Source organism: Cellulosilyticum sp. WCF-2 (genome assembly GCF_003990395.1).
Classification (GTDB): Bacteria; Bacillota; Clostridia; order Lachnospirales; family Cellulosilyticaceae; genus Cellulosilyticum; species Cellulosilyticum lentocellum.
Genome location: NZ_CP034675.1, coordinates 63,082 through 75,382, shown reverse-complemented (window position 1 = coordinate 75,382; position 12,301 = coordinate 63,082). Strand labels below are relative to the sequence as shown.

The window sequence follows — 12,301 nt, the reverse complement described above, 5'->3', positions numbered from 1 at the left end:
TAAAAATCGGGAAAAGGTAATTGGCTATTACCTTTTCCCGATTTTTATATTAGCGATTGGCACTTATAAGCTGGTCTTCTTCAAAATAGCATTCGTATTGTGTACCAGAAGCTTCTTGATAAATACCATTACCGTGCTTATAACCATTTTTAAAGTCACCTATATATTTTTCACCATTTGCATAGGTGATTGTCCCCTTACCCGTCATTTGACCTTCTAGGAAATCACCATAATAAGAAGAATCATTGTTCCAAATGAAATGGCCTTTGCCGTGAGGAAGTCCATTCACAACTTCACCTTCATAAATACCTGTAGAGATAACAAGCTTACCATGTCCATTTTCAATAGTATCTATGAATTCACCTATGTATTGATCCCCGTTTGGATAAGTAACACGATTAGGAGAAGCTGGAGCACCTGCACCCTGTAAGTGATTTTTAAGAAAGTTACCCTCATAAATAGTACCATCTGGTTTAGTAAGCTTACCTTTTCCTTCCATGGCACCATCTACAAAGCGCCCCTCATAAACTGAGCCATCAGAAAACTGTTTAGTACCTATACCTGTACGCTCACCTTTATGTAACTCACCTTCGTAAATACTACCATCCTCTAAATAGCATTTGCCTTGACCATGAGGCAGGCCATTAGCAAAATGCCCTTCATAGCAAAGTCTACCAGTTTCGTCATAATATTTACCCAAACCGTGAAAGTTAGAGCCTTTAACACTACCCTCATACATGACCTTACCATTTTTATGATACATTATTTCATTTTCATAAACATCTGAAGAACTCTTCAATAGAGATTTAATTTTATTTAACATCTGCATTTCTCCTTAAAATCTCATTTGTACGAAACAAACCCTATAGTTATCATTATTATAACATTATTATAGCAAAAACAATATAATAGAAAGGTAAAAAGTAACAGAAAAATTATAGAAGAGTGCATAAAATGTAAAACTTAAAACTTAACAGCCGAAAAATCTAAGTGTAAGAAGATAGGCAGCTACGATACCTACTAAAGAAGCAATAAGTGCGCCAGCCAAAGTATAACGACTTTTCTTCACTTTAATGGTCATAAAGTAAACAGACATGGTATAAAAAATAGTTTCTGTACAGCCAAACATAATAGAAACTAATCTACCAATAAAGGAGTCCGGTCCGTAGGTTTTAAAGATGTCAATAATAAGCCCTGTAGCAGCAGAAGAAGAAAAGGTACGCATTAAAGCTATAGGAATAAGCTCAGGAGGAAAGTTCGACCAGCCAATAAGAGGAGTAAAGAGCTTAGCTAAGCCAGTTAAAGCACCAGAAGCACGTAACATGCCAACGGCTATCATAAGTCCTACTAAGGTAGGGAGAATATCTATAACAACTTTTAAACCATCAGTAGCACCTTCAATAAAAGCCTCATATGCATTAACCTCTTTTAAAAGACCATAAATGATAATACCGACCATTATACAAGGAATCATCCAGTCGGATATACCTAATAAGATTACCATAGATTAATCCTCCTTTTTATACATGAGTTTACCAAAAATGATTGCAACTAAGGTAGAAACAGCTGTAGCAATTATACAAGGAACTAAAATTTCTGTAGGATTATGAGAACCATAAGCAGTGCGATAAGAAATCATACTAATAGGGATAAGCTGGATTGAAGAAATATTGATAATTAAAAACATACACATAGCATGAGTAGCTTGGCCTTCTTCTTTATTAAGCTTTTGAAGTTCTATCATGGCTTTTAATCCGGGAGGAGTAGCAGCCCAACCTAGGCCTAGAAAGTTTGCAATAAGATTAGTAGCAATATACTTCCTGGCAGGGTGATTTTTAGGAACTGAAGGAAATAAAAAATTAAGTATAGGAGACATCTTCCTAGCAAGTGAATCGATTAGGCCTGATTTTTCAGCAATACGCATAATACCCATCCACATAGCTACAATGCCTAAGGTCTCTATACAAATAGTAACGGCTTCTCCAGAGGCTAAGAGGGCTGAGTTGGTAATAGTTTTCATACCACCTGTAAAGCCAGAGATAAGTACAGCAAATATAATCATAAAGCTCCAAATATAATTAAGCATAAGCTTCCTCCTTAAATATAAATACTGAAGCACTGAAGTGGCTTGTCTTTCTATATATATGCGTTAATAAAAAGAACATGTACATATTTTTATAATGATGATTACAAAACATTTGCTGTCGTTTTTTAGTATAGTAGTTACTGGTAAAATTGGAAAAGGAGAAAACTGTAAAAAATAATAATATATATGTAAATGTAAAATATTTGTTGTATTTTTGAAGGGCGTTTTAGTGATGATTCTACAGCAAATATCAATAAAATATGCACACTATTAAGTTTCGACAAATATTATATTGTATAATATAGATTTTTTATTTTAAAAAGTCTAAAAAAATACAAAAGTTAATTGACTTTAATTGTTAATTATGGTACTTTATAATCAGGACATGGAAAAATATGAGAAAAAAGTGTAAAGGGAGAGGATATTAGTGAAATCAACAGGTGTAGTAAGAAAAGTCGATGAATTAGGAAGAGTAGTATTACCTATCGAATTAAGAAGAAATTTAGACATTAATGAAAAAGATGCTTTAGAGATTTTTGTTGATGAAGACAGAATTATTCTTAAGAAATATGAACCAGCTGATATCTTTAATGGTAGCATGGATGACCTTATTGATTACAAAGGTAAAAAAGTTGCTAAAAAGACAATCTTAGAATTAGCAAGATTAGCAGGATTAACAATTACAGAATAAGAGTATAAAAAAAGCCAGAAGATGAAAGAATATTTTCTGGCTTTTTTTATGCGCTTTTTATGCTTTTTTTACAATTCGATGTAAAATTGATAAATTTTATATTACTTTAACTTGAGTATAGTATAATAAAAGAAATAGATTGGCTAGAATAGCACAAGGGTAAGGAGGCAAGAAAAGTAGATGGAATTAAAACTATTTGGATTTATTGAGAGTGTATTAGAACAGTTAGAAGAAATGAGACCTATGTTAGAGGAGGTAGGCAATGAAATAGAAGGGTTTTTCGAGAATTTATTGCTCACTACCAATAAGGGTTATCTCAATATAAATACAAGAGTAAAATCACAAAAAAGCTTAAAAGAGAAAATCATTCGTAATCAATATTATCAAAAGTATGATACAAAAGAAGCGCTTTTTGAACATGTACCTGATATTATTGGTATTCGATTAGAATGTAGGTTTATTCAAGATGAAACAGATTTATACAAATTTATCAAGCGTTCCTTTGGTGAAAAAAGTGAAATTTATGAAGACTTTTTCTATAGCAATACTAATGAAAAAATTTTACTTAGCTTAACATGCAAACAACCACAAGAACAAAAAAATGGAATGAAGATTTATAGAATAGATGGTAAATATGTAGATGATGGACAGGTTGTAAATTTTGAACTGCAAATCAAATCCTTGGTTAATATTTTCTGGGGAGAGATTGAACATAAAGTCATATATAAAAATTATAATTACGTTATTGCAGATAAGTTTTATAAGGACATTATGAAATCTATTAAGAATAGTTTGACCACTATTGATCAGCAGCTTTTATTAATATCTAATCAATTTGACCAAGGTGACGAGAAAAGTTATGAAAGACAAGAACAACAGTTAGAAGCTATACTATCTAAACTTATTTATGATATTTTCGCAAAACACATGAAGGAAACTCTAGGTGTATTAGTAGATTTTAAGAGTTCATGTGAAGCTATTGTACGTTATGTGTTTAGAGATGCATTAGAGAGTTCAATGAATGACTATGGTCAACATTTAATAAGTGGATTTGAAAAAGTGAGAGGAATTGAAGAAAAGCACATTGACTTTACACAGAAAATCTTCTTTGAAGGTAACATTAGATATGAAGACCAGCATACAAAGCTTATAGGTGAGCATATTAAAGAACGCATTAATGAGGAGTTCCAATGGAATTTATTTTTCCGTATTTTATTTGCAATCGAACCTGAAAATAACAGGGGCGACTTTGAAACCTTCATGCATTATTATACTAAAAAAATATATGATAAGCTTGCTACCAATAAACTCAGTACTAATTTTACAATAGAGGAAACAAAGGAAATTATAGAAACCTTATTGGCACAATTCTCTAACTGTTTTATTAAAATTAATTCTGTAGAATTACTTTATGACAATATGGCAGACCAGGCGGTTAAACATATTAATAGCGTAGTAGATGCACTTTATAAAAATGTATGGACTTATGAACAGTGGGAAAAGGAAAAAGATATATACAGTGATTTGTTAGAAGTAAAATTATTGATGATGTTTAATATAGATGTAGACTATAATAAAGCCTTATCTTTACTTGATCGCATTCGTGCAACAAAATCCAATATAGAAATACCAAAGGGTATGGTCAAGTATGTATATAGGTTGTAGGGAGGGAAAAGAAATGTTTAATGTACAAATAGTAGATGATGAACCTATTATACGTATGGGTATTGAAAAAATGTTAAATTGGAATGCGTTAGGATTTGAAATTGTCTGTATGGCCCAGAACGGCAAACAAGCTTTAGAGCAATTAGAGGTAGAGAAGATAGATGTTATTATTACTGATATTGAGATGCCTATCATGAATGGATTGGATTTTATTAAAGAAGTAAGACAGCAAGAAGCAAGTACAGGAGTAGCAAGCAGAGAAGTAGTTGTACTGACTGCATATGAAGACTTTGAGTATGCAAGAACAGCTATTAAGTATGGTATTGCTGAATATGTATTAAAGCCTGTAGATATAGAAGAAATGACTCAAATATTAAGTCGCCTTAAAGAACGCCTAGAAGAAAGAAAATCTATATAATGAGGAAAATACACATATAAGTTAGGAGAAGGGCCTTGAATAGGAGAGGAAAAGGAATAAGGGGAGTTCTGATTACAACTTATTTATTGACAATGGGAATAGCTTTAATTATAGGTTTTAGTATTTTTAATAAAATTAACGAACAGATACAGGGGAAAAAAGATTACGTTAACAAGGTAGAAGATACTAGAACCTTCATGAGTTTATTAGACTTGTTTTTAGATAAGAATGTATATATTTCTCAAAAAGTGGCTGTTGATAAAGAAATACAAAATGCATTAGCAAATAAACAAAAAATAGATGAGGTAGCTATTTCAAAAGTACTTAATGATTGTCTAACAAGTAATGAGGCTATTCAATCTATTCATATTGTAGATACTTATGGAACTGTTGTTTCAGAGTATTCTGTACTGCCTTATAAAAAACATACTGTACATTTCTTATCTCAGTTTAATATTCCTAAGATTAATGAAAGGCACGGCGGAGAATATATTGGAATTGGTAGGAACTATATAAGTGGAGAAGTAGAAAATACACTTTATATAGGAAGAAGTATCCGTTCGAAAGAAACCTTAGAACAATTAGGGTATCTTATCATTTTTTTAGATCCGAGCAGTATAAGAGAAGCAACCAAGGATTATATAGAACGTATGAACTTTGAAGCAATATTAGTTGACCAGGAATCTAAGGAGAGTTTTTGCTTTTTACCTACGGGGATATTAGAAGAAAGATACAAGGCCTATTTAGAAGGAAGTTTAAACCAGGTACAGCAAGATAAATGGACGGATCGTTATGATCATGCAGAGTTAGATTATAGTAGAGTAGAGATGAAATTAATTGGTACGTTACAAACAGCTTCCAAAGATGATAATTGGCTAAATATCATGATTGGCGTTACACTCATTAACTTTATTTTCTTATGTATTATGATTGTTATCTTAGGGAAAAAAGTTGTATATCCATTAGAAAATATTGCACTAAAAGCAAAAAGGGTTACTGAAGAAGGTGATCTTAGTATACGTTTCGAAACAGATGAAGCTTATATGGAAGCAGGGCTAATTGGAAAAGCGTTAAACGAAATGCTCAGTAAAGTGGCAGCACTTATATCAGAAGTGAAAGAGAAAGAAAGGATGCAGCGTATATTAGAGCTATCAGTTATTAACCATCAAGTTAATCCGCACTTTTTGTATAACACCTTAAATAGTGTAGCAGTATTAGTTGCTGTGGAAGATAAGGATAATGCCCAAAAACTCATCAAAAGCTTGTCTAAATATTATCGTGCTTGTTTAAACCAAGAGGACCTAAACACAGTAGAGCAAGAACTCACTATTCTCAAAGAATATATTAATATTATGCTTATTAAGAATCCCGCACTACTAGAGGTTACCTACAGTATAGATGAGGATCTAAAAGAAGAAAAACTACCACGTATGATATTACAAACCTTGATAGAGAATTCTATTAAGTATGGTATTAAAACTATGGATGAACCACTAGAAATAAGTGTAAAAATAGAGAAAGACCAAAGTCAGCCAAGGATGATTGTCATAGTCAGAGACAATGGGAAAGGAATGGAAGAAAAGATTAGAACAAGTATTTTAAAAGAAGAAAAGTTACATAATAAATCAGGTTTTGGGCTTCGTTCTATTATCAAACGTCTCAGCTTAATGTATCAACTAACTGATGTAAAGGATATTTTAGAAATTCATACAAGTCTTAATGAATACACTGAGATAGTCATTTATATACCCTTTACCAGTACATTAAGCAACAAGAAAGTACAACAATGCAAGCTATTTAAGGAGTCCTAGGGATGTGATATACTCGTGTGATAAATAAAAATATAAAGCACTTAAAAGGAGTAAGGCCCTTGGAAAATAATAAATGGTCAAATAAAATAATTATTTTGACATTATGCAGCTTATGCCTTGTTTTTATTGTGCTCCTTGTAGGAAAAAATCAATATATTTACCGTGAGGTTGAAGCTGTTAATAAAAAAGTTGAGATAGAGAGTAAAGAACAAACCTTTGAAATATGGACAATCAATGGAGGTCTAGAAAATATATTAAAGGAAGTCTTAGAAGATTGTAAGAAAGAATATCCAGATATAAAATTCGTTCTTAAATCTTTCAAAACAGAAGTGTATAATGAAGCACTCTTAAATGCAGCGGCTACGAATGCTTTACCAGATATGTTTTATACATGGGGAGACAGAGGACTGGAAGAACTAGTAAAATTAGACTTAGTTAAAGACCTAACACTTACGATTAAAGCAAATGATCTGGAAAGTAGAATGGTAGACAATGCGCTTAGAAGTTATACCTTTAAAGAGAAAAAATATGGGTTACCGGTCTTTGGATGGGATACAGTACTCTATTGTAACCAAGAATTATTCGAAAAAAGTCATTTGAATTATCCTACTAATTATGGGGACTTCTTAAAGACTGTTGAAATCTTTAAAAGTAAAGGGATTACCCCTCTAGCTATAAGTGGTAATGAAGCGTGGATGAGTTCTTTATATTACATGTCACTTACTTTGAGTGAAGGAAGTGTGGGTGTAAGTACAGAAATTGCAAAGAATAATATATTTTTTAAGAGAAGACCTTTTATAAGGGCCGCAGAGTTATTTAAAGAACTGATAGACCTAGAACCTTGGCAAGAAGGATATGAAAATATGAGTTCCGCTGAATGCGTTTATAATTTTACTAGAGGTGAAGCTGCTATGATGATAAATGGTAGTTGGGCTTCAACTACAATAGATGATGCTAGTCGATCTATTGTGAGTGGAAAGGTTAAAGTGATGCCATTTCCAATTACGAAAATAAAGTTAATAGATGAAGGCGTTGCAGGCTACTCTGATGGTTTTGTACTAAGCCGAAATAGCTCTTTAGGTGAAGCTGATGTGGAGAGTTTTTATGTGAAAGTCATGAAAGCTATTTCTGATAAAGCAGTACTAGAAAAGGGAATGGGCATTCCAGTTTATAAAACTCAAGATTTAAAAAAGACAAGTTTTAAGACTCTTAAAGCCTGTGATAATCTTTTCCCTAAAAACTATTACCATGGTGCTTATGACAAGCTTTTGTCTAGTGAAGCAGCAGAAAAATATAACGTGGCTATTCTTGATTTTTTAACAGGTAAAATAGATGAAGAGACCTTTAGCAATGAGATTACTAAAAGGTAAGCAATAAAGAATGTATTATATTTCTAAAAATTGTGTTATAATTTATAAAATAAAAGACTTTATTGGAAATAAAAACATATAGAAATAGGAGGAGAAAAGTGATTAAGTTATTTGATAATGGAGCTTACTTAATTAACGGCAAAGAGTTAATTGAAAGCCATACAGACGTAGAAAAAGAAATTAAACAAAAATATGGTATAGAAGCTATTTCTAAAGAAGAAGCAGCTAAAAATACGATAGCATATAGTATTTTAGAAGCACATAATACAAGTGGGAATATGGATCAGCTTAAAATCAAGTTTGATGCTATGGCTTCTCATGATATTACATATGTAGGAATTATTCAAACAGCAAGAGCTAGTGGCCTAACAGAGTTTCCACTGCCTTATGTGCTAACCAACTGCCATAACAGCCTTTGCGCTGTAGGTGGTACTATTAATGAAGATGACCATATGTTTGGTCTTTCAGCAGCTAAGAAATACGGTGGTATTTATGTACCAGCTCATCAAGCTGTTATTCATCAATATATGAGAGAAATGATGAGTGGCTGTGGTAGAATGCTACTTGGCTCAGATAGCCATACAAGATATGGTGCCCTTGGAACTATGGCTATTGGTGAAGGTGGCGGAGAGCTTGCAAAGCAGCTTCTTAATAAAACTTACGATATTAATAGACCAGGTGTAGTAGCTGTTTATTTAACAGGAAAACCACAGATAGGAATAGGACCACAAGACGTGGCACTTTCTATTATTGGTGAAGTGTTTAAAAATGGTTATGTTAAAAATAAAGTAATGGAATTCGTAGGAGATGGCATTAAGAACCTTAATGTAGAATACAGAAATGGTATTGATGTTATGACTACAGAAACAACCTGCTTATCTTCTATCTGGGCTACAGATGAAAAGGTTGAAGAGTACTTAGAGATGCATGGTAGAAAAGAGGCTTATAAGAAATTAGAGCCAGGTCAAGTGACCTATTATGATGGGGCCATTATAGTTGATTTATCTAAAGTAAAACCTATGATAGCCATGCCGTTCCATCCAAGTAACACTTATACTATTGAAGAACTTAATGCAAACCTTGAGGATATCCTTGCTAAAGTAGAAAAAGAAGCAGCAGCAAGCTTTGCTAGTAATAAAGTAACATTCACTTTAAGGGATAAAATTGAAAATGGTAAACTTCTAGTACAACAAGCCTTTATCGGTGGTTGTGCAGGTGGTACCTATGATAACATCTGTGACGCAGCGGACATTTTAAGAGGACATAGTATTGGTTCTGGTGAATTTGCTTTAAGCATTTATCCATCTAGCCAACCTACTTTTATGAGTTTAGTTAAAAATGGTGCAGTAGCAGACCTTATGGCAGCTGGTGCTACTATGAGAACTGCTTTCTGTGGCCCTTGCTTTGGCGCAGGAGATGTACCTTCTAACAACGGCCTTAGCATTCGTCATGCAACACGTAACTTCCCTAACCGTGAAGGTTCAAAACCTAGTGATGGTCAAATATCAGGAGTAGCATTAATGGATGCACGTAGTATTGCAGCTACTGCTCTTAATGGTGGTATACTTACAGCAGCGACAGAGATTGATTTAAACTTTACTAAGCCAAAATACTTCTTTGACAAAGCCATTTATGATACACGTTGCTATGACGGTGTTGGCAAGGCAGACAAAGATGTTGAACTTAAATTTGGACCTAACATTACAGATTGGCCAAAAATGTCACATTTAACAGATGACTTACTGATTAAGGTAGTAGCTGAAATTCATGATGAAGTAACAACGACAGATGAGCTTATTCCATCAGGAGAAACTTCAAGTTATCGCTCAAATCCACTTCGTCTTGCTGAATTTACACTTTCACGCCGTGTACCAGATTATGTGGGACATGCTAAAGAAGTTCAACAAGCTGAAGTAGCTAGACTTCAAGGTGAAGATCCAACTAAGGTATTAGATGAAGTTAAAGTAGCATTCGATCAGATTAAAGCTTTACCAGGCTATGCAAGCATTGATCCAAAAGCAACAGGTATTGGTAGCACCATTTATGCTAATAAACCAGGGGACGGTTCTGCTCGTGAGCAAGCAGCATCTTGTCAAAAAGTACTTGGTGGTTGGGCAAATATTGCTAGAGAATATGCGACCAAGAGATACCGCTCTAACCTTATTAACTGGGGTATGGTACCATTTACTTTAGATGGAGATTTACCATTTACCAATGGAGATTATATCTTTATTCCAGGAATTAGAGCTGCTGTAAAAGATAAAGTAAGTGAAATTAAAGCGTACGTATTAGGCAATCATATGAAAGAGTTTACTTTGATACTTAAAGATTTAACAGATGATGAGAGAGCAATTATTTTAGCAGGTTGCTTAATCAACTACTATAAAGCATAGACAAGGGATATAAGGACTAAAAGAAGTAGATAAAGTAGAAAGCCATTTGTGATACAAGGGGGGCTTATTCATGGAGGAACTAATAGATAGTGCGCTTGTGCCAAAGATTTTAAAGCTGAACTTACCTTTTAGACTTATATGTGATGGTACTAAAGCTTTTCCTATGATTATTAGAAATAAGAGGGGCGTAGATGGTTATGTTGTAGCCATAGAACTAGGTGATAGGGATATACGTCAATTCCACAAAACAGAGATTGAACTTAAAGGAAGAATTGATATTGAGTACTTAAAGTACAGAGGTGAAGTGGAGCTTAAACCACTACTCGATGAACCAGGCTACTATATTATGAAAAATATTAGGTTATATAAGTATAATCAACGTTTCTATAAGCGTGTACCTTATCGTCGTTTAATCAATATTATGGAGCCTATATCTGTAGAAGCTACACTGATTAACTTTTCGGCTTCTGGTGCGCTTATACATAGTAAAGAGGCTATAGAAGGAAGTGGCTTTAAGTTTTCTATTATCCTTAATAAGAAACCTATTATACTGGAAGCAAGAATCGTAGAGCAGACTTATAATGAAGCCTTAGGCCTTTTTGCCATTAGGTGCCATTTTGAAAATGTAGATGAAAAAACAAGGAAGCTTTTAGTATTAACAGTAAGAGAGATTATTTTACAAGCCAAAAGAAGATTGCAAGGAAGTTAGTTAGTTACCAAAAAGAGGATGCTATATATAGCATCCTCTTTTTGGTAACTAAGAGTAAAAAAGTAATACAGAAGGAACCGTTCGTAATGATTCATTCTGCATTACTTTTTATATTTATTCTTTTAATCAAATTTTACTGTAGTCCGGACTAATATACTTCATAGGTCTATTATCTTCTGTACTAAGACCCGTTAAGTAAGAAATATTAGGAAGATAGAGTCTAAAGTCATCAGCAGATATTTTAGAAATAGCAAAGTCATAAGCAGCTAATAAAAGTAAGGTGCTTTTCTTATTAGCATTTCTTAAAATATCATAGAAGCTAAAGGTATAAACATTACCTGTCACAGGATGAAGCCATACCTTTTTACTACGATTCATATAATCATATAAAGGATTAACACAGTTGTAATATGAAAAAGTTGCAAGGAATGGCGATAGTCCTTTTGGAGTTACAGGGGAAGCCATATTAACAAGAGCTTTCTTCGCTCCAATGCGATCATAGGTTAGTTTATAATAGGTACGAGTATCTTTATAAGCTTCTTTGAAAGTTTGCCCCCCATTATTAATGCCATATAATAAAAACAAAGTATCATCGAATAAACCTGTAATGCTGTCAGGTATGTGTAAGTCTTTTAAAATATGTTTATGCACCTTAAATTTAGAGCTTTTCATGTTGAACTTTTCTTCACATAAAATAGTGTCAATGGCAACTTCCAGTTTTTTATGAACACCTTTATACTTGCTAGTTTCGGGCATATCCTCGATATAGCGACCTCCTAGATAAAAAATATAAGGATGTGCCATGGAATCAAGAATATAATGGCAAATAAACCCACTTAAATAACTGAGACATTCATTGAACTCTTTCGAATCCACTTCGAATTTTTTCATATAACATAAGGCGGAAACTAAAAAATCACCTGTTTTTTCTGCATGCATCTTAGTAGCAATATAGGCTTTTGAGTCTTTTTGCTTTAATCGATGATAATAGATAGGATCAGGTCCTTGAAGTCCTATTAAAAATAAATCTTTATTTTCTTTTAATACTTTGTAAAGAGGGGATTGTTTAATATTATGGGCAGTATCAAGTCCAAAAATATAATGGGTAATAATATCTGGCATTACAAATACTCCTTTTTCTTCCTTTCATATAAATTA

General features: G+C 33.1%; 10 protein-coding genes and 2 pseudogenes. 7 read left to right on the top strand and 5 right to left on the bottom strand.

Translation table 11 applies throughout. From position 1 onward, the window contains the following. Positions 1 to 49: 49 nt before the first annotated feature. The 4 genes and pseudogenes from EKH84_RS22885 to EKH84_RS00245 all read right to left on the bottom strand — a co-directional run. Positions 50 to 298 (bottom strand): annotated as a pseudogene (locus EKH84_RS22885) (hypothetical protein); the annotation flags it as partial. 168 nt (positions 299 to 466) lie between these two features. Further along, positions 467 to 739, bottom strand: a pseudogene (locus tag EKH84_RS22880) (hypothetical protein); the annotation flags it as partial. Positions 740 to 970: 231 nt separating this feature from the next. Beyond that, positions 971 to 1,504, bottom strand: coding sequence for a spore maturation protein (locus EKH84_RS00250; RefSeq protein ID WP_127064625.1), 534 nt, complete (start codon positions 1,502 to 1,504; stop codon positions 971 to 973). Positions 1,505 to 1,507: 3 nt separating this feature from the next. Then, complete coding sequence (locus EKH84_RS00245) at positions 1,508 to 2,086, bottom strand: nucleoside recognition domain-containing protein (protein WP_127064624.1); 579 nt, start codon at positions 2,084 to 2,086, stop codon at positions 1,508 to 1,510. 427 nt (positions 2,087 to 2,513) lie between these two features. Here EKH84_RS00245 and EKH84_RS00240 point away from each other — a divergent pair, with 427 nt between their 5' ends. The 7 genes from EKH84_RS00240 to EKH84_RS00210 all read left to right on the top strand — a co-directional run bounded on the left by EKH84_RS00240 (position 2,514) and on the right by EKH84_RS00210 (position 11,143). Further along, positions 2,514 to 2,777: an AbrB/MazE/SpoVT family DNA-binding domain-containing protein gene (locus tag EKH84_RS00240; protein ID WP_013658652.1), complete on the top strand. Its 264-nt coding sequence runs from the start codon at positions 2,514 to 2,516 to the stop codon at positions 2,775 to 2,777. 180 nt (positions 2,778 to 2,957) lie between these two features. Further along, on the top strand, positions 2,958 to 4,442 hold the full coding sequence (locus EKH84_RS00235) for a GTP pyrophosphokinase (RefSeq protein ID WP_127064623.1): 1,485 nt from the start codon (positions 2,958 to 2,960) through the stop codon (positions 4,440 to 4,442). Positions 4,443 to 4,455: 13 nt separating this feature from the next. Continuing rightward, on the top strand, positions 4,456 to 4,860 hold the full coding sequence (locus EKH84_RS00230) for a response regulator (RefSeq protein ID WP_013658650.1): 405 nt from the start codon (positions 4,456 to 4,458) through the stop codon (positions 4,858 to 4,860). Between the two features lie 35 nt (positions 4,861 to 4,895). Next, positions 4,896 to 6,671: a sensor histidine kinase gene (locus EKH84_RS00225; RefSeq protein WP_127064621.1), complete on the top strand. Its 1,776-nt coding sequence runs from the start codon at positions 4,896 to 4,898 to the stop codon at positions 6,669 to 6,671. 59 nt (positions 6,672 to 6,730) lie between these two features. Then, the gene (locus tag EKH84_RS00220; protein ID WP_190283431.1) at positions 6,731 to 8,041 is read left to right on the top strand and encodes an ABC transporter substrate-binding protein; all 1,311 of its coding nucleotides are present in this window, start codon (positions 6,731 to 6,733) and stop codon (positions 8,039 to 8,041) included. A 98-nt stretch (positions 8,042 to 8,139) separates the two neighbouring features. After that, positions 8,140 to 10,434, top strand: a complete 2,295-nt coding sequence (locus EKH84_RS00215; RefSeq protein WP_127064619.1) for a hydratase — start codon at positions 8,140 to 8,142, stop codon at positions 10,432 to 10,434. Positions 10,435 to 10,504: 70 nt separating this feature from the next. Continuing rightward, positions 10,505 to 11,143, top strand: coding sequence for a PilZ domain-containing protein (locus tag EKH84_RS00210; protein WP_127064618.1), 639 nt, complete (start codon positions 10,505 to 10,507; stop codon positions 11,141 to 11,143). A gap of 126 nt (positions 11,144 to 11,269) precedes the next feature. On the opposite strand, the gene EKH84_RS00205 is transcribed toward EKH84_RS00210, so the two are convergent. Further along, positions 11,270 to 12,265, bottom strand: a complete 996-nt coding sequence (locus EKH84_RS00205; RefSeq protein WP_127064617.1) for a zinc dependent phospholipase C family protein — start codon at positions 12,263 to 12,265, stop codon at positions 11,270 to 11,272. Positions 12,266 to 12,301 lie beyond the last annotated feature (36 nt).

Bases quoted from the DNA above. Each gene is read 5' to 3' on its own strand.
- EKH84_RS00210 (WP_127064618.1), top strand. From the start codon at position 10,505: ATGGAGGAACTAATAGATAGTGCGCTTGTGCCAAAGATTTTAAAGCTG.
- EKH84_RS00250 (WP_127064625.1), bottom strand. From the start codon at position 1,504: ATGGTAATCTTATTAGGTATATCCGACTGGATGATTCCTTGTATAATG.
- EKH84_RS00245 (WP_127064624.1), bottom strand. From the start codon at position 2,086: ATGCTTAATTATATTTGGAGCTTTATGATTATATTTGCTGTACTTATC.
- EKH84_RS00235 (WP_127064623.1), top strand. From the start codon at position 2,958: ATGGAATTAAAACTATTTGGATTTATTGAGAGTGTATTAGAACAGTTA.
- EKH84_RS00205 (WP_127064617.1), bottom strand. From the start codon at position 12,265: ATGCCAGATATTATTACCCATTATATTTTTGGACTTGATACTGCCCAT.
- EKH84_RS00230 (WP_013658650.1), top strand. From the start codon at position 4,456: ATGTTTAATGTACAAATAGTAGATGATGAACCTATTATACGTATGGGT.